We start from the raw sequence: 22,912 nt of genomic DNA, 5'->3' as shown, positions 1-22,912 counted from the left end.
GTCAACTCCAGAAAGAAAGCGGCATTGCAGGGCCACGGTATCCCACAAAGCACGACAGGCTCAAGCGAATGCCGTCCATGCCTGGTGTCACAGCATGCATGCGGCGAGAATTGAACAGGATCAGGTCTCCTACATTCGGACACACCTCCACCATAGGCTCCCCCAAAACCGCAGGGTCAATGCCATAGCTTTCACCGCGCATCTCATCAAATTCACCCGGAGACAACTCCTGACCCCAGATCTGTAGTTCTCCCCCCTTACTCGGCATGGAAAGATAAACATTTGCTGCCATTTGTGCCTGCAGGCTACGCGCCTGAAAACTATCTGGAGCATCCTTGAAAAAAATGTCGTGGTGCGCCAGAAAAGTCACGCCGGGCGTGACCACCCGAGACAGTCCAACGTACATCTTCCGGCCATACAAAGTTTCGAGGCCGGCGCCTGCCGGCCATACCTCATCCAGCATGCATCTCAACAGATCAATTGGCGAAGCGTAAGGGGCGCAACGTTTTCTTAATTCGTTGATATTTTCAAAGACGCTCTCAAAATAATTTGCCATCAAATCCTGTTGGTTCTCCGCTTCATAAAAAGCCATTCCTATTCGCCCGATGCTGGGAGCGTTCAGATATTTGTGGTATCCATGACCGAGAATTTTCCTGGCAAGGCTCGTAGCAGTTTCATAATCAATGAAATTGCGCACACAAATCGCAAAAACATCTTCGCGCACGATTTTTTCGATCGCGTCACAATCCAAACGATCCATCTCAATCAGCATATATTCCACCCGCCTTCTCCATCCATCTTTATAAATATCCGCCCACACAATGAAACTGATTTGAAATCATAGAATGTCATAGCAAACAATCAATTGACCTTTTTTCATCTTTGCCGATTGCACATGAAGCTCTTTCAACTCTGCCGAGCTCGCGACATGCGTTCCACCGCAACGATATGGCGACAAATCGCCAAAGCCCACTTCACGGATGTGGTTTCCGCTGCTGACTTTGCATGGGAGCTCCCGCACGATTAATTGATCGCACAGACGCTGAATGCTTTGCGCATCCATTTCCTGCGCGTTGCTACCAGGCTTGAAGACCACCCGAGCCTCTCCCGGCCAGTGATGCGCCTTGAAAGGCTGCCAACCAAATGACTCCAGGACATGACCAATTACGTGCCCCGCCGAATGCAGCCTTGAATGCAGTTGCCGTATTTCGACATTCACCCTGGCAATGGCGTTTCCAAGCGGAACCGCACAGTTAGCACAGTGAATGATGCCGTCATTATTCATTTCCACAGCCACGATTTCCGCAGCGCCAATCCAACCAATATCACTGGGCTGCCCCCCTCCTTTGGGATGGAATACCGTCTCGTTCAGCCACACTCCATAACCACCAGCAACCAGACTCTCACAACGGAAAACTTCAACCTCAGCTTCCGTGGCACGCGTTTCCCAATACAACTTTCTCGTCATGAAAATGATCTTTTTGTTCATGTTCCCCCATTGTATTGAGCGCAAGCCTTTGTGATAATGCATCGAAATTTCAAATATTTTTTGCTCCATGCGCACAAATCACATGATTGCCCTCATGGCTGAGATGGCCGTTTTCGTCAAGGTGGTCGAGACGGGAAGCTTTTCCGAGGCGGCACGTCAGTTGGGGGCTGCACCATCGGCCGTCAGCCGATCGGTGGCACGCTTGGAGAAGGCGCTCGGCACGCGGCTACTGCAGCGAACAACACGCAAACTGCGCCTGAGCGAAAGTGGGCATGAGGTTCATGCGCGCTGTGTGGACATGGTCAGTGCCGCCCAGGCCGTCATGGCAGTTTCCGGGCAGTTCGGCCCTGAGCCACAGGGTGTAGTGCGCGTCAGTGTTCCGAAGGCTGTGGGCCGTTTCATCATCCATCCGCACATCCCGGAATTCCTGGCTCACTACCCCAAAATTGACGTCCAGTTGCAACTGAACGACCGCTATGTGGACCTGATCGACGACCAGGTGGACTTGGCGATCCGTATCACCAATCGTCCATCACCGGGGTTGATGGGACGTAAACTCATCGAGATCCACCATATGCTGTGTGCGACACCCAGGTACCTGGAGCGCAACGGCACCCCAGTTCATCCGCAGGACCTGAAAACACACAATTGCATCTTCTTGGGCGAGGAGCCTGGTGATTCCCGCTGGAAGTTCCAGCGGGGTGGCAAGAGCGCGAGCGTCAACGTGCATGGTCGCTATGCAGTCAATCACACTGGCGCCAGGCTCGATGCGGTGCTGCACCATGTTGGCATCGGCAGCCTACCGTATTTCACCGCCAGGCATGCGCTGGAGCAGGGCCAGATGGTGCAGGTGCTGCCGGACTGGACATTCACAACCAACTACTGCGGCGAAGCCTGGGTGCTTTATCCACCAACCCGACATTTGGCGCCAAAGTTGAGCGCATTCATTAACTTCATAACCAAACGCCTGAGCCAGGAGCCCACCTTGGACAGACCTGCCAAAGTACAAGAATCGCCGCCTATACCACCATATGAGTCGCCAGAAGCCACCGGGTAACACCAACAAAATCATGATTCATCGCGAGGGCAAGATTCCTGCACCAGTCACTTCACCGCAAGTGCGCGCAGCCCACCTCACTTTCCTGGCTGAGTCAGCGCAACATTGATTCTGTAAATTCGTAGTCCAGCGGTTTTTACAATCGCCGCGATAGGCAAATCTTGCCCCCCACGGCGCGCCACGCGCCCTTTTTTTGGCCGATACTGGCGCGCATACCATCCACCCCATTCCACCGAACCACACACCATGTCCAGCACCTCACACGCACAAGTTCTGATCCTCGGCTCGGGCCCGGCGGGCTACACGGCGGCGATCTACGCCGCGCGCGCCAATCTGCGCCCCATGCTGATCACGGGCATCGCCCAGGGTGGCCAGCTCATGACCACGACCGAGGTGGACAACTGGCCCGCCGACGTGGATGGCGTGCAGGGGCCCGAGCTGATGCAGCGCTTTCAGGCGCACGCCGAGCGCTTTGGCACGCAGATCGTGTTCGACCACATTCACAAGGTCGACTTCAGCCGACGCCCGTTCACGCTCACGGGCGACAGCGGCACCTACACCTGCGACGCACTGGTCATCGCCACGGGCGCCTCGGCCAAGTACCTGGGCCTGCCCTCGGAGCAGGCCTTCATGGGCAAGGGCGTGTCGGGCTGCGCGACCTGCGACGGCTTCTTCTACCGTGACCAGGAGGTGTGCGTGGTCGGCGGCGGCAACACCGCCGTGGAAGAAGCGCTGTACCTCTCGAACATCGCGCGCAAGGTCACCGTGGTGCACCGGCGCGACAAATTCCGCGCCGAGCCCATCATGGTGGACAAGCTGATGGAAAAAGTCGCCGCGGGCAAGATCGAGCTCAAGCTCTTTCACACGCTCGATGAGGTGCTGGGCGACGCCAGCGGCGTGACGGGCATTCGCATCAAGAACGTGCAAAACGGCTCTACCTCCGACATCGCGCTGCAAGGCTGCTTCATCGCGATCGGCCACGCCCCCAACACGGGGATTTTCGAGGGCCAGCTCGCAATGGAAAACGGCTACATCCTCACGCAGGGCGGGCAAAAGGGCTTTGCCACGCAAACCAGCGTACCCGGCATTTTTGCCGCCGGCGACGTGCAGGACCACGTCTATCGCCAGGCCATCACGAGTGCCGGCACCGGCTGCATGGCGGCGCTCGACGCGCAGCGTTTTTTGGAGCAGCAGGGCTGAAAATTCTGACTTGGTGTTTTTTGCTGCTAGAATCGCGGTTTCCCGAAAAGACCCAGGCGCGTAGCTCAGCTGGTTAGAGCACCACCTTGACATGGTGGGGGTCGTTGGTTCGAGTCCAATCGCGCCTACCACATTCCGCAATCAAAAATCGCGTCGCCAGACGCGCGCGTGCACCAAGGCAACGCATGCTGCGTTGCCCGGTCGCACCCCAAAAAGCGCTGGCCATGCACCACTGCTCTTGAATCGAGCAGCACATCCCCAAGCTAGCAGCCATGAAAATCGCTCAAGAAATCCGTGCCGGCAATGTCATCATGCACGGCAAAGACCCCATGGTCGTGCTCAAGACCGAATACTCGCGCGGCGGCCGCAACTCGGCCACCGTGCGCATGAAGCTCAAGAGCCTGATCGCCAACTTCAACACTGAAGTCGTGTTCAAGGCCGACGACAAAATCGACAACATCGTCCTGGAAAAGAAAGAGTGCACCTACTCCTACTTTGCCGACCCGATGTACGTCTGGATGGACACCGACTTCAACCAGTACGAGGTCGAAGCCGAAAACATGGGCGACGCGCTCAGCTACCTCGAAGAAGGCATGCCCGCCGAAGTGGTGTTCTACGAAGGCAAGGCCATTTCGGTCGAACTGCCGACTTCGGTGGTGCGCGAAGTGACCTGGACCGAGCCCGCCGTCAAGGGCGACACTTCGGGCAAGGTGCTCAAGCCCGCAAAAATCGCCACAGGCTTCGACGTGCCAGTGCCGATCTTCGTCGAACAAGGCGACAGGATCGAAATCGACACGCGCACGGCCGAATACCGCAAGCGCGTTTGAACAAACGCCAATGACCAGAAAAAAGGCTTCCTTCGGGAAGCCTTTTTGTTGGGTGCGCAGCGAACATCATCAAAATGCGCGCCGCCGCACCTCCTCACACCGGCTGCGCCACGAGGTCGTGTCCCTGCGTGCCGACGATGCGCGCGCGCGTGAATTCGCCCACCTTGAGCGTCTTGCTGATTTTTTCCGGCGGCAGCAGGTGCACCACGCCGTCGATCTCGGGCGCGTCGGCCCAGCTGCGGCCCGTGCCGCCTTTTTTGCCTTGGTTGGGTGCCGTATCGACGAGCACCTGCAGGGTCGTGCCCACGCGGCGCTGCAGCTTGGCCACGGAAACCTGCTCGGCCACGGCCATGAAGCGCGCGCGGCGTTCCTCGCGCAGCTCGGGCGGCAGCATGCCCGGTAATTCGTTGGCCGCGGCGCCCGCGACATCGCTGTAGGCAAAGCAGCCCGCGCGGTCGATCTGCGCGGCGCGCACGAAATCGAGCAGGTGCGCAAACTCTTCTTCGGTCTCGCCCGGAAAGCCCGCGATGAAGGTGCTGCGGATCACGAGATCAGGGCACAGTTCGCGCCAGCGCGCGATGCGCTCGAGGTTTTTCTCGCCGCTCGCGGGCCGCTTCATGCGCTGCAGCACCGCAGGGTGGCTGTGCTGAAACGGCACGTCGAGGTAAGGCAGCACCAACCCTTCGGCCATGAGCGGAATCAGCGCATCGACGCTCGGGTACGGATACACGTAATGCAGTCGCACCCAGGCGCCGTGCGCCGCAGCCAGCTCGCCGAGCGCCTGCACGAGGTCGAGCGTGCGCATCTTGATCGGCTTGCCGTCCCAAAAGCCCGTGCGGTAGTGCACATCGACGCCGTAGGCCGAGGTGTCCTGGCTGATCACGAGCAGCTCCTTGACGCCGCCTTCGAACAGCGCGCGCGCCTCGTTCAGCACTTCGCCGATCGGGCGCGAGACCAGATCACCGCGCATCGAGGGAATGATGCAAAAGGTGCAGCGGTGGTTGCAGCCCTCGCTGATTTTGAGGTAGGCGTAGTGGCGCGGCGTGAGCTTGAGCCCCGCGACGCCGAAACCGCCGGGCACGAGGTCGGTGAACGGGTCGTGCGGCTTGGGCAAGTGCTGGTGCACGGCGTCCATGACCTCCTGCGTGGCGTGCGGGCCCGTGACGGCGAGCACGCGCGGGTGCATCTCGCGCACCAGGTTGCCGCCCGCGCTGTCCGTGCGCGCGCCCAGGCAACCGGTGACGATGACCTTGCCGTTTTCAGCGAGCGCCTCGCCAATGGTGTCCAGGCTTTCCTGCACGGCTTCGTCGATGAAGCCGCAGGTGTTGACGATCACGAGGTCTGCGCCCGCGAAGGTTTTGGAGGTTTCGTAACCCTCTGCGCTCAGCTGCGTGAGGATCAATTCGGAATCCGTGAGTGCCTTGGGGCACCCGAGGCTCACGAAGCCGATGCGCGGCGCTGGGGCACCAGTGGACGTCGCACCAAAAGATGGAAGGGAGGAAGACGGGGAAGCTGCATTCATCCCCGTATTGTCCCTGATGGGACTGTCGCTTCAGCGCTTGAGGCCAAACGCGCCGAGCATCTGCTCGGTCTGTTTTTGTATTTGCGCGAGCGCTTTTTGCGACTGCTCGACGTAGTTGCCCATCACGCCCGTGAGCATGGGCGACTGCAAACTCATGAACTGCGTCCACATCTCGGGCGTGAAGTTTTTCGCCTGCTCAGTGAGCTTGGCCTGCATTTCGGTGAAGGCCTGGATGTTCTTTTCGAGGTAGGCACCCATGAAGCCCTGCATCGCGTGGCCGTAAAAGCGGATGATGTTCGCGAGCACGGCTTCGGTGAGTATGGGCGCGCCGGCGGCTTCTTCTTCGAGGATGATCTGCAGCAGGATGCTGCGCGTGAGGTCTTCGCCCGTCTTGGCGTCGCGCACGACGAAGTCCTCATGCGCCATGACGAGCTGGCGCACCTGGTCGAGCGTGATGTAGGTCGAGGTGCACGTGTCGTACAAACGACGGTTGGGGTATTTTTTGATCACCCGCGCCGCCGGCTTGGCGGCGCGGGCGTCTTTGGCGTCAGGCACGAAGGTCCTCCTTGGATTCTCGCTTTGCAACCGATTTTAGGGAACCCATGCCGCCGCAGGAACGGAGGATTACCCTGACGTGCGCGGCCGCTGAAATACAGGTCAAATTGGCCATAAACCGAGTACCATCAAGCGCAAGAAGCTACTGAAATAGTAGCTCGCTTAAGCCGCGCCTATGCTCGGCACGAGGCGCATCACGGGCTCGCCCTGGCGCAGCGCTGCGGTGAATGCCAGCATGCGGTCTATGGGCACACGTGCACGCGGGATCAGCGCGGGATCGACGTGCACCGCGTTTGCGCCCGTCTCGAGCACCTGCGCAACGCCGGCCAGGCTGTTCATCGCCATCCAGGGGCAATGCGCACAGCTCTTGCAGGTGGCGCTGCGGCCGGCCGTGGGCGCTTCGTAAAACACCTTGCCGGGGTTGAGCGTGCGCAGCTTGTGCAGCATGCCGTTGTCGGTGGCGACGATGAATTCGCGCGCTTCGGATTCGCGCGCAGCGCGCAGGATGCCCGAGGTCGAGCCCACGAAGTCTGCGAGCGCGATGACCTCGGCCGGGCTTTCGGGGTGCACGAGCACCATGGCGCCGGGGTGCTCCTTCTTGAGCGCGGTGAGCTCGAAGGCCTTGAACTCGTCGTGCACGATGCAGGCGCCGTTCCAAAACACCATGTCGGCGCCGGTTTCGGCGCGGATGTAGTCGCCCAGGTGCCGGTCGGGCGCCCAGAGGATCTTGTGGCCCTGGTCCTTGAGCGCACGCACGATGTCGAGCGCGCAGCTCGAGGTGACGAGCCAGTCGGCGCGCGCCTTCACGGCGGCGCTGGTGTTGGCATAGACGACCACGGTGCGCTCGGGGTGCGCGTCGCAAAAGGCGTTGAATGCGTCGATCGGGCAGCCGAGGTCTAGCGAGCAGGTCGCGTCGAGGTCGGGCATGAGCACGGTTTTTTCGGGCGAGAGGATTTTGGCCGTCTCGCCCATGAAGCGCACGCCCGAGACCACCAGCGTCTGCGCCGGGTGGTCGCGCCCGAAGCGCGCCATTTCGAGCGAGTCGCTCACGATGCCGCCGGTCTCCTCGGCCAGGTCTTGCAAGTCGGGATGCACGTAGTAGTGCGACACCATGACGGCGTTGCGCTCCTGGAGCAGGCGGCGGATTTTGTCTTTGAGCGCAGCACGCTCGGCGGGGCCAGGCTCGGGCGGCACGCGCGCCCAGGCGTGCCGGGTCGAGCACGCCGGCCCGCCTTCGAGGCGATCGACGGGTTGCTCGTATTCAACCTCTTTGAGCGGAGCCGAAACGGGAATCACGGATGCGGTGGTCATGAGAGCTCCTGCAGGCGCATCGAATAGTCGATCGCCTCGATGTCCTTGGTCAAGGTGCCTATGGAGATGCGATCCACGCCGGTTTCGGCCAACTCGCGCAGGTTCGCGAGCGTGACGCCGCCCGAGATTTCGAGCACGGCGCGGCCCGCGTTGATGCGCACGGCCTCGCGCAGCGTGGGCAAGTCCATATTGTCGAGCAGCACCATGGTGGCGCCGACTTCCAACGCCTCGTGCAACTGCGCGAGCGTTTCGACCTCGATCTGGATGAACTTGGCGCGCGCCGCGAATTGCTGCGCTGTTTGTAGCACTGCGCGCACGCCACCTGCCGCAGCGATGTGGTTTTCCTTGATGAGCACGGCGTCGTACAAACCGATGCGGTGGTTGGTGCCGCCGCCCATGCGCACGGCGTACTTCTGCGCCAGGCGCAGCCCGGGCAAGGTCTTGCGCGTATCGACGATGCGCGCGCGCGTGCCCTGCACCGCCTCGACGTAGCGCGCGGTCTTGGTGGCCACGGCCGAGAGCAGCTGCAAAAAGTTGAGCGCCGTGCGCTCGGCGCTGAGCAGCGCGCGCGCCTGGCCCTGCAGCTCGAGCACGACCTGATCGGGCGCGCAGCGCTGGCCCTCGGCCACGTGCCAGGTGATCTGCACGCTGGGGTCGAGCGCACGCAACGCCGCCTCGACCCAGGGCGCGCCGCAGACCACCGCGGCCTCGCGCGCGAGGATGCGCGCATGCGCCCGGCGCTCGGCGGGAACCAGGGCCGCGGTCAGATCGCCCGACCCCAGGTCCTCGGCCAGCGCGCGCGCCACATCGGCCTGCGCGAGTGCCTGCATGGCGGCAGCGGAAGAAAAATCAATGTCGGAATAAATGTTGGAACCGGTCATGGGGGCAAGCATAGCCGCTTCGGCTTGGCATAGACTCTCGCCCAAATTTTCTCCCCCCACCTTTCGGAGCCGCCATGACCGCACCCGAACCCTCGCCCAACGCTTCCGGCGCCACGCCCTACGGCACCATTCCGCCCGCCTCGCCGCTGCCGCAGCGCCGCCCCGTGAGCCTGCCGCGCCTTGCGCAGATGCGCGCCGCGGGCGAAAAAATCACCATGCTCACGGCCTACGACGCCACCTTCGCGGCCGTGGCCGACGCTGCGGGCGTGGAATGCATCCTCGTGGGCGACTCGCTCGGCATGGTCTGCCAGGGGCTGCCGAGCACCGTGGGCGTGACGCTGGACACCATGGTCTATCACACCGAAAGCGTGGCGCGCGGGCTGCACCGCGTGCAGGGCACCTCGTGGCTGGTGGCCGACCTGCCCTACGGCACCTACGCCGAAAGCCGCGAACAGGCGCTGCGCAGCGCCTGCGCGCTGATGCAGGCGGGGGCGCACATGGTCAAAATCGAAGGTGGCGGCTGGATCACGCCGACGGTGGAATTCCTCGTGCAGCGCGGCATCCCCGTCTGCGGCCACCTGGGCCTGACGCCGCAAACCGTGCATGCGCTCGGCGGCTACCGCGTGCAGGGCAAGTCCGACAGCGCCGCGCGCACGCTGCGCCAGCACGCGCACGAGCTCGAACAAGCCGGCGCGGCCATGCTCGTGCTCGAAATGGTGCCCGCCGCACTCGCGGCTGACATCACCCAAGAGCTGCAGCACTGCCACACCATAGGCATAGGCGCGGGCAAGGGCACGGCCGGCCAGGTGCTGGTGCTGCACGACATGCTGGGCATGAACCTGGGCAAGATGCCCAAGTTCGTGCACAACTTCATGCAGGACGCGGGCAGCGTGCGCGGCGCGATCGAAGCCTACGTGCATGCCGTCAAGGAAGGGCGCTTTCCCGACGATGCCTTGCACGCGTGGTAAGGCGGCTTGCGTTTTCTCGCCTGCCCCACCCGATCCTGTCGCCACCTGCTCCTGCGTCCGCCCGCCGCCTACCGTCTTCTCTTTCACTTTTCGTATGCTGATCGCCCGCACCATCCCCGAACTGCGCCAAGCCCTGTCCGCCTACCGCCGCCCGGCCTTCGTGCCCACCATGGGCAATTTGCACGAAGGGCATCTTTCGCTCGTGCGCCAGGCCAAGCCGCTGGGCGACGTGACGGTGGTGAGCATCTTCGTGAACCGCCTGCAGTTTTTGCCGCACGAAGACTTCGACAGCTACCCGCGCACCTGGGAAGCCGACTGTGACAAGCTGCGCGCCACGGGCTGCGACATCGTCTTTGCGCCGCGCGAGAGCGACATGTACCCCGAGCCGCAGACCTTCAAGGTGCACCCCGACCCGCGCCTGGCCGACATCCTCGAAGGCCAGTTTCGCCCGGGCTTTTTCACGGGCGTGTGCACCGTGGTGATGAAGCTGTTCCTCGCGGTGTTCTTCGGCCAGCGCGCAGGGGTGGCCGTGTTCGGTCAGAAGGACTACCAGCAGCTCATGGTGATCCGCCAGATGGTGCGGCAGTTCGCGCTACCCATCGAAGTGCATGCAGGCCAGACCTGCCGGGCCGAGGATGGCCTCGCGCTGAGCTCGCGCAACAACTACCTGGGCCCTGCCGAGCGCACGGAGGCCAAGGCACTTGCTGCAGCACTGCACGAGCTCGCCGAACGCTGGTGCGCGGCCCGCGCGGCGGATGCGCTCGACGCCGCTGCGCTCGAACAACAGGCCATGGACGCGCTGCGCGTATGCGACTGGCAGCCCGACTACCTGACGGTGCGCCGCCGCTTGGACCTGCAAGCGGCCACGGCCGAGGACGCACCAGGCACGCTCGTCGCGCTCGGTGCCGCACGCCTGGGCGGCACGCGGCTGATCGACAACCTCGAGTTCTGACGCAACGGCGGCCGCGCAGTGGTGGCCCGCAGCTCGGCAGGACAAAAGCGCAGCGCACAAGCAGCATTCTCCCGAAAGGGCTAGAATTTTTTGCACTGCTTTTGCACAGGCGCGGTGGCAAGAAGCTTGTCGTCCGACAGGCGCACAGACCCGCACGCAGCACCCGATTGCCGCGCCTCGGTTCTCCACCCATGATCCCTTACGCTCCGCACGAATGGCGGCCCGAAGAGCGGCCGGCGATGCCCGGCTCGCCCTCCACGCCGGCGCATCCGCCGCATCTGCGACTGGCCTACGGCATCGTGGGCTGCCTGATCGCCGTCACGGCAGGCATGAGCAACGCGCTCGTCACGGCCTACCAACCCTACCTGCAAGGCGCGCTTGGCGCCTACACCACAGAAATTGCCTGGTTGCCCGCGGCCTACGTCATGACCAACGTGTCGATGAACCTGCTGCTGGTCAAGTTTCGCCAGGAATTCGGCCTGCGGCTTTTCACCGAGATATTTCTCGTGCTCTACGCCCTGGTGGCTTTCGGACACTTGTTCGTCAACGATCTGAGCTCGGCCCTGGCCGTGCGCGCCGCCCATGGCATGACGGGTGCAGCGCTCAGCTCGCTGGGCATGTACTACACCATGCAGGCCTTTCCTGGTGCGCATCGCATACGTGGCCTGGCACTGGCCTTGGGCATGTCCTCGCTAGCGCTGCCGCTGGCGCGCATTCTGCCGTTCGAGCTGCTGTCGTTTGCCGAATGGCGCGGCCTGTACCTGTTCGAGATGGGGCTGTCGCTGATCTGCCTGGGCTGCGTGCTGCTGCTCAAGCTGCCGCCCGGCGACCAGTACAAGGTGTATGAGAAGCTCGACTTTCTCACCTTCGTCCTGTTCGCGTCGGGCATGGCGCTGCTGTGCGGCGTGCTGTCTCTTGGGCGCACCCTGTGGTGGTTCGAGACGCCGTGGCTGGGCTGGGCGCTCGCGGGCGCCATCGTCTTGCTGACGGCGGCCTTGATCATCGAGCACTTGCGCCGCAACCCCTTGATCAATGTGGGCTGGTGGGGCAGCAGCAACATGATCCGGCTGGCCATGCTCGTGGTCATGGTGCGCTTCGGGCTCTCGGAGCAATCGACCACGGGCGCCGTGGGCCTGATGCAGGCCATGGGCCTGAGCCTGGAGCAGATGCACCCCATGTTCATGGCGATGCTGCTGGGCACGCTCGCGGGCGTCGTCACCAGCGCGCTCACGCTCCAGCGCGAGCACCTGAGCGCGCCCATCATCATCGCGCTGACCATGATCATGGTGGGCGCGCTGATGGACGCGCATGCCAGCAACCTCACCCGCCCCTATGAAATGGAAACCAGCCAGTTTTTGCTCGCGTTCGGCGGCGCACTGTTTCTGGCGCCGGCCATGCTGCAGGAGCTTGGCGCGGTGCGCACCGAACCGCGCAACCTGGTGAGCTTTTCCGTGCTGTTCAGCATCAGCCAGAACATGGGGGGGCTTTTCGGCTCGGCCCTGCTGGGCACCTTCCAGACCTGGCGCGAAAAATTCCACTCTAGCCACATCGTCGAGCACCTGAGCGCGCTGGAGCCGCAAGTCGCGGCCCGCCTGCAGCAAGGCGCGGCGGCTTACAAGCGCGTCATCACCGACCCCGCACTGGACAACGCCCAAGGTGCCAATGCGCTCGCCGCTGCCGCCACGCGCGAAGCCAACGTGCTGGCCTACAACGACGTGTTCATGCTCGTGGCGGCCATTGCCGCAGCCACGCTGGCATTTTTGCTTGCCCAGGCCCTCCACAAGCGCCTGACGCAGACATCGCAGTAGCGCCGTCGCCCGCCGGCAGACTGGGCGGGCTTGTCGCTTTCGCCATGCAAGTCCTCGCATTTGCGCACATGACAAAGATTGTCTGTGCAACAATCTTTGGTTTGCGCATTTTTATCGTTTGATTCTGTGGCCCCATGCTCCGGGAGGGATGTCGAGGAGGCATGGCCGCACCTGGCTTTCGCGTCTCCATGAAAAATCCTTTCGCCCCCCGCCAATGGCTGCCGCACGAACGGCCCATGATGCCCGGCTCGCCCTCGACGCCGCTGCATTCGCCCCCAAAACGCCTGGCCTACGCCGTCGTCGGCTTCATCATCACGCTCACGGGCGGCCTGAGCAATGCGCTCGTCACGGCCAACCAGCAGAATCTGCAAGGCGCCTTGGGCGTTTTCACGGCGGAAATCGCCTGGTTGCCCGCCGCCTACGTGATGACCAACGTGTCCATGAACCTGCTGCTCGTCAAATTCCGCCAGGAATTCGGCCTGCGCCTGTTCACCGAGGTTTTTCTCGTACTTTATGCCCTGATCACCTTCGGCCACCTGTTTGCCAACGATCTGGGCTCGGCCCTGGCCGTGCGTGCGGCCCACGGCATGACGGGTGCGGCGCTCAGTTCGCTGGGCATCTACTACACCTTGCAGGGTTTTCCGCCGGCCTGGCGCATGCGCGGCATGGCCTACGGCGTGAGCCTGACGGCGCTGGCGCTGCCGCTCGCGCGCATCCTGCCTGTGGAAATGCTGGAGTTTTCGGAGTGGCGCGGGCTGTATTTGTTCGAGCTCGGCTTGTCGCTGATCTCGCTGGGCTGTGTGCTGCTGCTCAAGCTGCCGCCCGGCGACCGCGTCAAAACCTTTGAAAAGGCCGACTTCATCACCTTCGTGCTGTTTGCCCCCGGCATGGCGCTGCTGTGCGCGGTGCTATCGCTGGGCCGCACACTGTGGTGGTTTGACACGCCCTGGATAGGCTGGGCCCTGGCGGGCGGCATTGCCCTCGTGGCCACGGCCATCTACTACGAGCACCACCGCGCCAACCCGCTCATCAACCTGCGCTGGTGGGTCAGCCCCGGCATGCTGCGCATGGGTTTGCTGATGGCCCTCGTGCGCTTCGTGCTCGCCGAGCAATCGACCACGGGCGCCGTCGGGCTGATGCAGGCCATGGGGCTGGGCGTGGAGCACATGCAGCCCATGTTTTATGCGATGTTCGCCGGCACGGTGGCAGGCATCGTGGTATGCACCCTGACGCTCAATCCACAACGCCTGATGCTGCCCGTGGTGCTGTCGCTGCTCATGATCATTGTGGGTGCCTGGATGGACTCCCAGGCAACCAACCTCACACGGCCCGCGCAAATGGTGCTGAGCCAGTTCCTGCTGGCCTTTGGCGGCACCTGGTTTCTGGCGCCCGTGATGTTTCTCGAGATCGGCAGCATCCTTGCCCAGCCGCGCAACCTGATCAGCTTCATCGTGCTGTTCGGCATCAGCCAGAACGTCGGCGGCCTGCTCGGCTCGGCCATGCTCGGCACCTTCCAGACCTGGCGCGAAAAATTCCATTCGAGCCACATCGTCGAGCACCTGAGCCTGCTGGAGCCGCAAGTCGTCGCACGCATCCACCAGGGCAGCAGCCTCTACAGCCACACCACCACCGATCCGGTGCTGAACAATGTGCAGGGCATGGCCAGCCTGGCCGCAGCGGCCACGCGCGAGGCCCACGTGCGCGCCTACAACGACCTCTTCCTGCTCGTCGCAGCCATTGCCGCACTCGTGCTGTTCTTCGTATTGGCGCAAGCGCTGTGGCTGCGCCTGAACAAGCCCAAGGCCGTGCCGGCTGCTGCTGCGGCCCGCTGATTCCCACATTTTTCCTGCTCGGCTCCAAAATCACTTGCACACAACAACCATGAGCAATTCGCCCTCCTCTCCCCCCACTGCAGCCACTGCGCCCACGGCAGCCGCTCCGGCCGCCCCTGCCGCACCACCACCGGCCGTCCCACCCAGCCCATCCACGCCGGTCACGCCTGCAGAAAACCGCAAGCGCCTGATCATGGCCTTTGTGTTTGCACTCATCGCCCTCGCGGGCGTGCTGGTGGTGCTCTACGCCTGGAGCCTGCCGCCCTTCACCACCCCCATCGAAAGCACTGAAAACGCCCAGGTGCGCGGCCAGGTCACCCTGATCAGCCCGCAGGTGAGCGGCTACGTGGTGGATGTGCCAGTGCAGGACTTTCAGACCGTGCACCATGGCGAGCTGCTCGTGAAGATCGACGACCGCATCTACCGCCAGCGCGTCGCGCAGGGTGAGGCGCAAGTCGCCACGGCCAAGGCGGCGCTTGCCAACGCCCAGCAGCAGCGCCGCAGCGCCGAGGCCGCCATCGCCCAAGCCAAGGCCGGGGTGCAAAGCGCGCATGCCCAGGCACTCAAGGCCGACGCCGACTGGCGCCGCATCAAGACCCTGGTGGCCGACGGATCGCTTTCGGAACGCGAGCGCGACCAGACCTTCGCCGCGCACGCCCAGGCCATGGCGGGCGTGACGCAGGCCGACGCCGCGCAGCGCATCGCGCAGGAAAATTTGCGCACCGTGGAAGTCAACCGCGCCGCACTCGAAGCGGCCGTCGCGAACGCACAGGCGGCGCTGCAGCTCGCACGCATAGACCTTGCCAACACCGAAATCCGCGCCCCGCGCGACGGCCGTCTGGGCCAGGTGACGGTGCGCGTGGGAGCCTATGTCACGGCGGGCACGCAGCTCACCGCGCTCGTGCCGCACACCTTGTGGGTCATCGCCAATATGAAGGAAACGCAGATGGCCAACGTCGCCGTGGGCCAGCCGGCGTGGTTCACCGTCGATGCGCTCAACCATACGCGCATCAACGGGCACGTCGAGCGCATCTCGCCCGCAGCGGGCTCGGAGTTCAGCGTATTGCCGCCCGACAACGCCACGGGCAATTTCGTGAAGATCGCGCAGCGCATTCCCGTGCGCATCGCCATAGCCCCCGACCAGCCGCTGGCCGAGCGCCTGCGCCCCGGCATGTCCGTGGTGGTGAGCATCGACACGGCAGCCCAGCCCCAAAAGCCGGCCGGCAGCGCAGCGCAACCCACAACGCAACCCACAACGCAACCCACAGCGCCATCCGCGACGCCGGTGGAGCAAAAGCCATGAGTCGCCCCGCCTGGACCGCAGCGGGGCAGCCTTTCGCATCGGCACAGCATCTTGCTTCGGGTCTGCTGTGCGCCCTGCTGCTCGCCGGTTGCACCCTGCCGCCGCAGCCGGCGCCGCCATCGACGCTGCACATGCCCGGCGGCTGGCGCGCGCCCAACACCACGGGCGCAGCAAGCCCTGCGGCGGCAGGCGCGGCCACGGCACAAGTGTCTGCGCAGTGGTGGCAAGCGTTTGGCGACCCGGTGCTCAACGACGTGGTGGCGCGCGCCTTGGCGCAAAACACCGACCTGCGCGTGGCGCGTGCGCGTGTGGCCGAATACCAGGCGCGGCTGGACATCGCGCGCTCGGCCCAGGCGCCCGCCGTGAGCGGCAGCGCCCAGCCCGTGCTGCGCAGCCGCGCGCGCACGCCCAGCGGCAGCTTTGCCGACACCACCGTGCACCAGGTCGGCATCCAGGCCAGCTACGAAGTCGATCTCTGGGGCCGGCTGCAAAGCCTGAGCGACGCCGCGCTCGCCGACCTGCAAGGCCAGCAGGACGCGCTGGACGCCGCCGCGCTGTCGGTGGCCGCGCTGGCCGCGAGCGGCTACCTGAACCTGCGCAGCCTCGATGCGCAGCTGCACATCGCCAAAGTGACCCTGGCCACACGCAAGGAGTCTCTCGACCGCGCCAAGCACCTGCTCGACATGGGCTACAACTCGCGCGCCGAATGGATCCAGTTCCAGTCGGACTACCTTGCCGCTGCCGCCGCCGTGCCCGCGCTCGAGCGCTCGGTTGCCTTGCAGGAAAACGCGCTGCACCTGCTGCTCGGCGAAAACCCCGGCGATGTGGCGCGCGGCGCCGAGCTGACCGCGCTGCACCTGCCCGCCGTCGACAGCGGTGTGCCGTCCGAACTGCTGCGCCGCCGCCCCGACATCGCCCAGGCCGAGCAGCGCGTGGTGTCCGCCGACGCCAACCTCGCCGCCGCGCGCGACCAGCTGCTGCCGTCGCTGCAGCTCACGGCTGCGGGCACCTTGCAGGGCCTCAGCTGGGACCAGCTGTTCAACGCGCCCTATCGGCTTTGGAGCATAGGCGGCAGCATCCTCACGCCCGTGTTGCAAGGCAACCGCCTGCGCGCCGGCACCGAAGTCGCCGCGGCGCAGCGCGACCAGGCGGTGTTCGCCTACGAACAATCAGTGCGCAACGCCTTGGCCGAAGTCGAAAACGCGCTCGCCTCCATCGACGCCCTGCAGCGCCAGCTGGTGCAGACCGAAGCGCGTGAACAGGCCTCGACCGAAGCCCTGCGCGTGGTGCGCAACCGCTACCGCAACGGCTATGCGAGCTACCTCGAAGAGCTCGACGCCCAGCGCACCAATTACGCAGCGCAGCAGGCCGTGGTGCAGACGCGCACCACGCTGCTCACGTCGTATGTGGACCTGTACCGCGCTCTGGGTGGCGGCTGGGGCGAGGCCAAGGTCGCACGCAAACCGCGCGAAGGCGCAATGTCGGAAACCCCGGTGCCTACAGCTGCCAAGACGGGCCCAGCCCTGAACTGATGCAGCCAAGGCGGCACCTTGGCTCGTGCACTTGCGGCCTGCGAACTTGAGTCCTCCGCCTTGGGCTGCTTTGGCCCGCACGCTCGCCGCCAGCCGGCGAGCTATTCAGCCAAAGCGCAATGCACCGGCGTGGCCCCGAGCAGGCGCACGCACACCTGCGGTTCGATGCCCACGAGGTAGCCGCGCCGCCCGCCGTTGAGCACGATGCGCGGCAAATCGAGAATGCTTTGCTCGACATACACCGGCATCTGCCGGCGCGTGCCAAACGGCGAAGTGCCGCCCACGAGGTAGCCGCTGTGGCGTTGCGCGACCTGTGGATCACAAGGCTCGACCGCCTTGGCGCCGATCTGGCGCGCGAGCTGCTTGGTGCTGACCGTGCGGTTGCCGTGCATGAGCACGACCAGCGGCCGCGCGTCCTGGTCCTGCATCACCAGCGTCTTGACCACCATGAACGGATCGAGCCCCAACACCTGCGCACTGTGCAGGGCCCCGCCGTGCGGGGCATAGTCGTACGCATGCTCGCTGAACGGCACCCCATGCGTGCGCAAGAACGCGGTGGCCGGCGTTTCCGAAATATGTGCGGCTTTCTTGGCCATGGGGCTATGCGCGGGCGGGAGACGCTCTCATATTCAAACTGGACTTACGCAAACAAGGATGCTGCAGAGTGTTTTGCCAGGGGGCGAGCGCCTTGCCTCACCCCGATTTGCGTAAGTCGTGTCAAAGTCAAAGCGCCGGATCGCGCAGTTCCCAGCGGATCGCGTCGATCTCCTGCAGCAGCTCGGGTGCCAGCGTGGTGCCCCAGGCGTCCAGGTCTTCGTCAAGCTGCGCACGCGAGGTCACGCCGATGATGGTGCTTGCCACCTGCCACTTGGTGTAGCAAAACGCCAGCGCCATGCGCGTGGGCGTGAGGCCATGCGCACGCGCCAGCGCGTTGTAGCGGCGCGCGGCCTGCAGCGCCTCGGGGCGCCCCCAGCGCTGCTTGCGCACCGACTCGTAGCTGGCAATGCGCGCACCCTGCGGCGCCTGCGGCCCCGTGGTGCCGCCGGCGTCGTACTTTCCCGTGAGCAAACCGAAGGCGAGCGGCGAATACGCAAGCAGCGACACGCCCAGGCGGTGGCAGGTTTCGTCGAGCCCGTTTTCCCAGGTGCGGTTGAGCAGGCAATACGGGTTCTGCACCGTGGCCACGCGCGGCAAGCCGTGCTCCTCGGCCAAGCGCACGAACTCGTGCACGCCGTAGGGCGTCTCGTTCGACAAGCCGATGTGGCGCACCTTGCCCGCGCGCACCAGGCCCGCGAGCGCTTCGAGCTGCACGCGGATCGGCGTCTGCGAAGTTTCCTTCGCCGGGTCGTAATACATGGTGCCGAACGCGGGCACGTGGCGCTCGGGCCAGTGAATCTGGTAGAGGTCGATCACGTCGGTGCGCAGGCGCCGCAGACTGCCCTCGCACGAGGCCACGATGTCCGCCGCCGTCAGCCCCTTGCCTTCCCGAATCCAGGGCATGCCGCGCGAAGGGCCGGCCACCTTGGTCGCAAGCACCACCTTCTGGCGCAAGCCCTGCTGTCGGGCGAACCAGCGCCCGATGATGGACTCGGTCGCGCCGTAGGTCTCGGCACGCGCGGGCACGGCGTACATCTCGGCCGTATCGATGAAGTTCACGCCGCGCTCGAGCGCCCGGTCGAGGATGACATGCGCATCGGCCTCATTCACCTGCTCGCCGAAAGTCATGGTGCCCAGGCAAATGGGGGTGACGCGCAGATCGCTTTGGCCGAGGGGGATGGTGTTCATGGGGAAAAATTCAGCAAACGAAAAGGACGCCAAGTGTAAGGAATGGCCCATGCCATGGGCGCCCCGCGCTGTTGCCTGTTTGACACCCGCCGGCGCATGAACTCGAAATAATCCCCCCATGTACCAAGTCGCCCGTCCCTCCCGCAGCGCCTTCGTGCGCATTCGTACCCTCGACTACCACGTGCGCCTCTGGGGCGACGGCGCCGATGCGCAAGCGCCGCCGCTGGTGCTGCTGCACGGCTGGATGGACGTGGCGGCTTCGTACCAGTTCGTGGTCGATGCGTTTGGGCCCGATTTTTTGCGCGCGCGCACCATCATCGCGCCCGACTGGCGCGGCTTTGGCCTGAGCAAGCCGCCTGCGCCGTGCGACCACTATCTGTTCGTCGATTACCTGGCCGACCTGGACTTTCTGCTCGAGCATTTTGCGGGGGATAGGCCCGTGGACCTGGTGGGGCACAGCATGGGTGGCAACGTGGCCATGCACTACGCGGGCGCGCGCCCGGCGCGCATTCGGCGCCTGATCGACCTCGAAGGCTTCGGCATGCCCGCGACCGACCCGCGCACGGCGCCGGCCCACTGTGCGCAGTGGATGGACGAGCTCAAGCTGCTGCACCAGGGCAAGATGGCGCTGCAAAGCTATGACGGGCCCGAGGGCGTGGCGCAGCGCCTGGCCAAGACCAACCCGCGCCTGGCCCCCGACAAGGCCGAGTGGCTCGCGCGCCACTGGGCGCAGCCGGGTGAAGACGGGCGCTGGCGCATTCTGGGCGACCCGGCGCACAAGGTGGTGGGCGCCTACCGCTCGCGCCTGGAGGAGGTGCTGGCGCTTTACGCCGCGATCAGCGCGCCCACTTTGGTGGTCGAGGCAAGCGACAACGGCTTGCGCAAGTGGTCGGGCGACACCTACACGCTGGAAGAATTCCACGCGCGCCTGCGCCATGTGCGCGACTGCCGCCGCATGGTGGTGCCGGACGCGGGCCACATGCTGCACCACGACCAGCCCGAGGCCGTGGCGCGGTTGATCGAGCAATTCGTTTTATAAGCGAAAAAGGCGATTAAAGCCCTACCAGTCTGCGTAAGAAGCTATTATTTTTATCATCATGGAGCGGTGTTTTCTTTGCCCGCTTCGGCAGCCACGGCAGTGAACACGCAAGCCGCCTGCAAACCCTGCACCGACGAATCCTGCGCCTGCGGCGCGCACCAGTCGCCGCCCAGCGCCTTGACCAGGAACACCGCCGTCTGCAGGCGCTGGCCTTGCACCTGGGCAAGCTGGCGCTCGGCGCCAAGCAGGGATTGCTGGGCCGTGATCACGTCGAGGAAGGTGCTGGCGCCGCCCTCGTAGCGGTAGGCGGCCATGGTGCGCACCTGGCGTGCCGCATCGACGGCGCTTTGCGCCTGGGTGCTCGCGCGCTCGAGCGCCGACAGGCCGGTGATGCCGTCTTCGACCTCTTGCATCGCCGCGAGCACCACGCGGCGGTAGCTCGCCACCGTGGCCTCGTAGCCGGCCTGCGCGAAATCGACGTTGGCGCGCGTGCGCCCGCCGTCGAACACGGTCTGTACGGCCGTCACGCCCAGCGACCACAGCATGCTGGGCGCGTCGAACAGCGCGGCGCTGCGCCGGCTGTCCACGCCAAATGCCGCGCCCAGCGTGACGCTGGGGAAGAACGCCGCCTTGGCGACGCCGATCTGCGCATTCGCCGCGGCCATGGCGCGCTCGGCCGCGGCGACGTCAGGGCGGCGCTCGAGCACGTCCGAAGGCAGGCCCAGCGGCACGGCGGGCGGGGCGATGGGCTGCACCGCCGGGGCGATGGAGAAATTGGGCGCGGGCTGGCCGATCAGCGCGGCAACGGCGTGCTCGTACTGCGCGCGCTGCTTTTGCAGCAAATCGACCTGGGTGAGCGTGCTCTCGAGCAGCGCGCGCTGCTGCGCCACGTCAATGCCGGGAACGGCGCCGAGGTCGTGGCGTGCGCTGACGAAGTCGAGCGCGCGGCGCTGCCAGTCGATCGAGCGCCGCACCACGTCGAGCTCGATGTCGGTCGCGCGCAGGTTGAAATAGTTGCTCGCGAGGTCGGCCGTGAGCAGCAGGCGCGTGTTGCGCAAGTCGGCCTCGGACTGCTGCGCCGCCGCCTGCGCGCCTTCGACGGCGCGCTGCACGCGGCCGAACAGGTCGGCCTCGTAGCTCGCGTTGAACTGCAGCAGGTAGTCGTTTTGTGTGGTCGCGTAGTTGGGGCTGTTGTAATTGGTCAAAGGCCGGTTGGCCGAGATGCGCTGGCGCGCGTCGCGTGCCGTCAGGCCCACCTGCGGATACAGCGCGGCCGAATTCACCCCCACGAGCGCGCGCGCCTGCGCGAGCCGCGCTGCGGCCAGCGCGAGCGTGGGGTTGCTCGCGAGCGCCTGGTCTTCGAGCGCGTCGAGCTCCGCGTCGCCAAAATGTTTCCACCACGGGCCTTTGTCGAGCGCGTCGCCGGGCTGCGCCTCGCGCCAGGGCGCCTCGACTTTCCAGCGCACGGGCACGGTGACGTCGGGTTTGCGGTAGTCGGGCCCCACGGCGCAGGCCGCGAGTGCGGCGCAGGTGCAAGCGAGCACGCCCAGGCGCAGGCTGCGCAGACGCCCCGAGCGCGTCCCGGGCAGCGTTTGCGCGCCCCTCATGCCGGCTCCTTTTGGCTCGGTTTGGCGCCTTGCGAGGCATCCGCCTTGGGTGGCGCGATGGTCACGGTGTCGCCCTCGGCGAGCGCGTCCGAGGGGTTGAGCACAAGCTGCTCGTTGCCTTGCAAGCCGCTCAGCACCTCGATGCTGCCGCCATAGTTGCGCCCCAGCGTGACGGGCTGCAGGTGCACCTTGCCGTGCGCATCGACGCTGGCTACGCGCGTGCCTTCGGCGCGAAACAACAACGCGTTTTCGGGCACGCTGAGCATTTTGCTCGGCGGCAGCGGCACTTCGACCTGCACGTAGGCGCCCGGCAGCAGACTGCCGTCAGGATTGGGCAAGGCGATTTCAACCTGCATCTGGCGCGTGGCCGTGTCGATCGCGCCCGCGGTGCGCGCGACCTTGCCCTCGAACTTTTTGCCCTGCAGCTCGGCCTGCGTGACGCTGACGGGCTGGCCCGGCTGGATGCGGTTGGCGTAGGACTGCGGCACGTTGACGTAGATGCGCAGCGGGTCGGTCTGCGCCATGGTGAAGAGCACGCGGCCGGCACCGGCGTCGATCAAGTCGCCCACATCGACATTGCGCCGCGTGACCACACCCGCAAATGGCGCCAGCACGCGCTTGAAGCCCTCGGTCTGGCGCAGGCGCTGCACGTTGGCCTCGGCGGCTGCGAGGTTGGCCGTGGCCGTGGCGACGGCGTTGCGACGCTCCTCGAGGTCTTGCTGCGCGACCACGTCTTTCTGGCGCAGGGCCTCCCAGCGCTGCGCGGTGCTGCGCGCAAGCGCGAGGCTCGCGGCGGCCTGCTCGCGCGCGGCGATGGCCTGTGCGAGCTGCTGGTCGATTTCAGGGGTCTCGATTTCGGCGAGCAGCTCGCCCTGCTTGACGCGGCTGCCGATGTCGTGCGTCCAGCGCTTGAGGTAGCCGCTCACGCGCGCGGCGATCGAGGCCTGCACGTAGCCTTGCAAGGTGCCCGGCAGCGTCAGCGTCTGGCCCTTTTGCGGCAAAGTGGGCGTGGTGGTCAGCACGTACTGCGTGGACTGCTCGGCCGCGACTTTTTCGAGCGCGCTGCCGTTGGCGTGGCGCTGGTACAGCGTGCGCGCCGCGCCGATCAGCAGCAGCACGGCGACGACCACCATGATCGAGCGCGTGCGCCGCACCATCTGCTGGCGCTGGAGCAAATCGTGGTGGCCTGTGCCATCGGTTTCGAGCGGGTGGATGGCCATTGCCGCGTGGCGTTGTTCGGTCAT

At 65.0% G+C, this 22,912-nt stretch carries 20 protein-coding genes and 1 tRNA gene; 11 read left to right on the top strand and 10 right to left on the bottom strand.

The window, feature by feature from the left end; genetic code table 11:
• Nucleotide 1: 1 nt before the first annotated feature.
• A complete protein-coding gene (locus PYV55_RS10585) occupies nucleotides 2-772 on the bottom strand; it encodes a 2OG-Fe(II) oxygenase (protein WP_275850980.1) in 771 nt (256 codons plus the stop codon).
• 66 nt (nucleotides 773-838) lie between these two features.
• Entirely contained in the window at nucleotides 839-1,489 is a 651-nt protein-coding gene (locus tag PYV55_RS10580) for an alanyl-tRNA editing protein (protein ID WP_275850871.1), read from the bottom strand.
• A gap of 67 nt (nucleotides 1,490-1,556) precedes the next feature.
• On the opposite strand from PYV55_RS10580, the gene PYV55_RS10575 reads away from it, so the two are divergent.
• The 4 genes from PYV55_RS10575 (at nucleotide 1,557) to efp (ending at nucleotide 4,573) form a co-directional block, all read left to right on the top strand.
• The gene (locus PYV55_RS10575) at nucleotides 1,557-2,546 is read left to right on the top strand and encodes a LysR family transcriptional regulator (RefSeq protein ID WP_275850868.1); all 990 of its coding nucleotides are present in this window, start codon (nucleotides 1,557-1,559) and stop codon (nucleotides 2,544-2,546) included.
• Between the two features lie 246 nt (nucleotides 2,547-2,792).
• Entirely contained in the window at nucleotides 2,793-3,746 is a 954-nt protein-coding gene (gene trxB / locus PYV55_RS10570; RefSeq protein ID WP_275850865.1) for a thioredoxin-disulfide reductase, read from the top strand.
• 54 nt (nucleotides 3,747-3,800) lie between these two features.
• A tRNA-Val gene (locus PYV55_RS10565) sits at nucleotides 3,801-3,877 on the top strand.
• Between the two features lie 141 nt (nucleotides 3,878-4,018).
• Nucleotides 4,019-4,573 (top strand): elongation factor P, encoded by a 555-nt coding sequence (efp, locus tag PYV55_RS10560; protein ID WP_275850862.1) that lies wholly within the window; start codon nucleotides 4,019-4,021, stop codon nucleotides 4,571-4,573.
• Nucleotides 4,574-4,667: 94 nt separating this feature from the next.
• Here efp and rimO read toward each other — a convergent pair whose 3' ends face one another.
• The 4 genes from rimO to nadC all read right to left on the bottom strand — a co-directional run bounded on the left by rimO (nucleotide 4,668) and on the right by nadC (nucleotide 8,842).
• A complete protein-coding gene (gene rimO / locus PYV55_RS10555; RefSeq protein ID WP_275850859.1) occupies nucleotides 4,668-6,095 on the bottom strand; it encodes a 30S ribosomal protein S12 methylthiotransferase RimO in 1,428 nt (475 codons plus the stop codon).
• A 30-nt stretch (nucleotides 6,096-6,125) separates the two neighbouring features.
• Entirely contained in the window at nucleotides 6,126-6,650 is a 525-nt protein-coding gene (gene phaR / locus PYV55_RS10550; RefSeq protein ID WP_275850855.1) for a polyhydroxyalkanoate synthesis repressor PhaR, read from the bottom strand.
• A 162-nt stretch (nucleotides 6,651-6,812) separates the two neighbouring features.
• On the bottom strand, nucleotides 6,813-7,961 hold the full coding sequence (gene nadA, locus PYV55_RS10545; protein ID WP_275850853.1) for a quinolinate synthase NadA: 1,149 nt from the start codon (nucleotides 7,959-7,961) through the stop codon (nucleotides 6,813-6,815).
• On the bottom strand, nucleotides 7,958-8,842 hold the full coding sequence (gene nadC / locus PYV55_RS10540) for a carboxylating nicotinate-nucleotide diphosphorylase (RefSeq protein ID WP_275850850.1): 885 nt from the start codon (nucleotides 8,840-8,842) through the stop codon (nucleotides 7,958-7,960). The genes nadA and nadC overlap by 4 nt, the downstream gene beginning before the upstream one ends.
• 74 nt (nucleotides 8,843-8,916) lie before the next feature.
• Here nadC and panB point away from each other — a divergent pair, with 74 nt between their 5' ends.
• From panB to PYV55_RS10510, 6 genes are all read left to right on the top strand, one after another.
• Nucleotides 8,917-9,810, top strand: coding sequence for a 3-methyl-2-oxobutanoate hydroxymethyltransferase (panB, locus tag PYV55_RS10535; RefSeq protein WP_275850846.1), 894 nt, complete (start codon nucleotides 8,917-8,919; stop codon nucleotides 9,808-9,810).
• A gap of 94 nt (nucleotides 9,811-9,904) precedes the next feature.
• A complete protein-coding gene (panC, locus tag PYV55_RS10530) occupies nucleotides 9,905-10,762 on the top strand; it encodes a pantoate--beta-alanine ligase (RefSeq protein WP_275850843.1) in 858 nt (285 codons plus the stop codon).
• Nucleotides 10,763-10,953: 191 nt separating this feature from the next.
• Nucleotides 10,954-12,570 carry an MFS transporter gene (locus PYV55_RS10525; RefSeq protein ID WP_275850840.1) on the top strand — a complete coding sequence of 539 codons (1,617 nt, stop codon included), beginning with the start codon at nucleotides 10,954-10,956 and terminating at the stop codon, nucleotides 12,568-12,570.
• Between the two features lie 188 nt (nucleotides 12,571-12,758).
• A complete protein-coding gene (locus tag PYV55_RS10520) occupies nucleotides 12,759-14,402 on the top strand; it encodes an MFS transporter (RefSeq protein ID WP_275850838.1) in 1,644 nt (547 codons plus the stop codon).
• A gap of 49 nt (nucleotides 14,403-14,451) precedes the next feature.
• Nucleotides 14,452-15,705 (top strand): HlyD family secretion protein, encoded by a 1,254-nt coding sequence (locus PYV55_RS10515; RefSeq protein ID WP_275850836.1) that lies wholly within the window; start codon nucleotides 14,452-14,454, stop codon nucleotides 15,703-15,705.
• Nucleotides 15,702-17,237, top strand: coding sequence for an efflux transporter outer membrane subunit (locus PYV55_RS10510; RefSeq protein WP_275850834.1), 1,536 nt, complete (start codon nucleotides 15,702-15,704; stop codon nucleotides 17,235-17,237). Before PYV55_RS10515 ends, PYV55_RS10510 begins: the two co-directional genes overlap by 4 nt.
• Nucleotides 17,238-17,338: 101 nt before the next feature.
• On the opposite strand, the gene PYV55_RS10505 is transcribed toward PYV55_RS10510, so the two are convergent.
• Both PYV55_RS10505 and PYV55_RS10500 read right to left on the bottom strand, forming a co-directional pair.
• Complete coding sequence (locus PYV55_RS10505) at nucleotides 17,339-17,833, bottom strand: aminoacyl-tRNA deacylase (protein WP_275850832.1); 495 nt, start codon at nucleotides 17,831-17,833, stop codon at nucleotides 17,339-17,341.
• A 127-nt stretch (nucleotides 17,834-17,960) separates the two neighbouring features.
• Complete coding sequence (locus PYV55_RS10500; RefSeq protein WP_275850830.1) at nucleotides 17,961-19,022, bottom strand: aldo/keto reductase; 1,062 nt, start codon at nucleotides 19,020-19,022, stop codon at nucleotides 17,961-17,963.
• 118 nt (nucleotides 19,023-19,140) lie between these two features.
• On the opposite strand from PYV55_RS10500, the gene PYV55_RS10495 reads away from it, so the two are divergent.
• Entirely contained in the window at nucleotides 19,141-20,061 is a 921-nt protein-coding gene (locus tag PYV55_RS10495) for an alpha/beta fold hydrolase (RefSeq protein ID WP_275850828.1), read from the top strand.
• 56 nt (nucleotides 20,062-20,117) lie between these two features.
• Here PYV55_RS10495 and PYV55_RS10490 read toward each other — a convergent pair whose 3' ends face one another.
• Together PYV55_RS10490 and PYV55_RS10485 are read right to left on the bottom strand one after the other, a co-directional pair.
• The gene (locus tag PYV55_RS10490; RefSeq protein ID WP_275850826.1) at nucleotides 20,118-21,668 is read right to left on the bottom strand and encodes an efflux transporter outer membrane subunit; all 1,551 of its coding nucleotides are present in this window, start codon (nucleotides 21,666-21,668) and stop codon (nucleotides 20,118-20,120) included.
• A complete protein-coding gene (locus PYV55_RS10485; protein WP_275850824.1) occupies nucleotides 21,665-22,912 on the bottom strand; it encodes an efflux RND transporter periplasmic adaptor subunit in 1,248 nt (415 codons plus the stop codon). Before PYV55_RS10485 ends, PYV55_RS10490 begins: the two co-directional genes overlap by 4 nt.

The organism is Extensimonas soli, from assembly GCF_029211265.1.
In the GTDB taxonomy this organism is placed as follows: domain Bacteria; phylum Pseudomonadota; class Gammaproteobacteria; order Burkholderiales; family Burkholderiaceae_C; genus Extensimonas; species Extensimonas soli.
This window is presented reverse-complemented; position numbering and strand designations above follow the sequence as displayed.

Coding starts and splice junctions, on each gene's coding strand:
- PYV55_RS10515 (WP_275850836.1), top strand. CDS start 14,452: ATGAGCAATTCGCCCTCCTCTCCCCCCACTGCAGCCACTGCGCCCACG.
- PYV55_RS10490 (WP_275850826.1), bottom strand. CDS start 21,668: ATGAGGGGCGCGCAAACGCTGCCCGGGACGCGCTCGGGGCGTCTGCGC.
- PYV55_RS10505 (WP_275850832.1), bottom strand. CDS start 17,833: ATGGCCAAGAAAGCCGCACATATTTCGGAAACGCCGGCCACCGCGTTC.
- nadA (WP_275850853.1), bottom strand. CDS start 7,961: ATGACCACCGCATCCGTGATTCCCGTTTCGGCTCCGCTCAAAGAGGTT.
- trxB (WP_275850865.1), top strand. CDS start 2,793: ATGTCCAGCACCTCACACGCACAAGTTCTGATCCTCGGCTCGGGCCCG.
- PYV55_RS10525 (WP_275850840.1), top strand. CDS start 10,954: ATGATCCCTTACGCTCCGCACGAATGGCGGCCCGAAGAGCGGCCGGCG.
- panC (WP_275850843.1), top strand. CDS start 9,905: ATGCTGATCGCCCGCACCATCCCCGAACTGCGCCAAGCCCTGTCCGCC.
- PYV55_RS10585 (WP_275850980.1), bottom strand. CDS start 772: ATGCTGATTGAGATGGATCGTTTGGATTGTGACGCGATCGAAAAAATC.
- PYV55_RS10500 (WP_275850830.1), bottom strand. CDS start 19,022: ATGAACACCATCCCCCTCGGCCAAAGCGATCTGCGCGTCACCCCCATT.
- rimO (WP_275850859.1), bottom strand. CDS start 6,095: ATGAATGCAGCTTCCCCGTCTTCCTCCCTTCCATCTTTTGGTGCGACG.
- PYV55_RS10520 (WP_275850838.1), top strand. CDS start 12,759: ATGAAAAATCCTTTCGCCCCCCGCCAATGGCTGCCGCACGAACGGCCC.
- PYV55_RS10485 (WP_275850824.1), bottom strand. CDS start 22,912: ATGACCGAACAACGCCACGCGGCAATGGCCATCCACCCGCTCGAAACC.
- PYV55_RS10495 (WP_275850828.1), top strand. CDS start 19,141: ATGTACCAAGTCGCCCGTCCCTCCCGCAGCGCCTTCGTGCGCATTCGT.
- PYV55_RS10580 (WP_275850871.1), bottom strand. CDS start 1,489: ATGAACAAAAAGATCATTTTCATGACGAGAAAGTTGTATTGGGAAACG.
- efp (WP_275850862.1), top strand. CDS start 4,019: ATGAAAATCGCTCAAGAAATCCGTGCCGGCAATGTCATCATGCACGGC.
- nadC (WP_275850850.1), bottom strand. CDS start 8,842: ATGACCGGTTCCAACATTTATTCCGACATTGATTTTTCTTCCGCTGCC.
- PYV55_RS10575 (WP_275850868.1), top strand. CDS start 1,557: ATGCGCACAAATCACATGATTGCCCTCATGGCTGAGATGGCCGTTTTC.
- PYV55_RS10510 (WP_275850834.1), top strand. CDS start 15,702: ATGAGTCGCCCCGCCTGGACCGCAGCGGGGCAGCCTTTCGCATCGGCA.
- panB (WP_275850846.1), top strand. CDS start 8,917: ATGACCGCACCCGAACCCTCGCCCAACGCTTCCGGCGCCACGCCCTAC.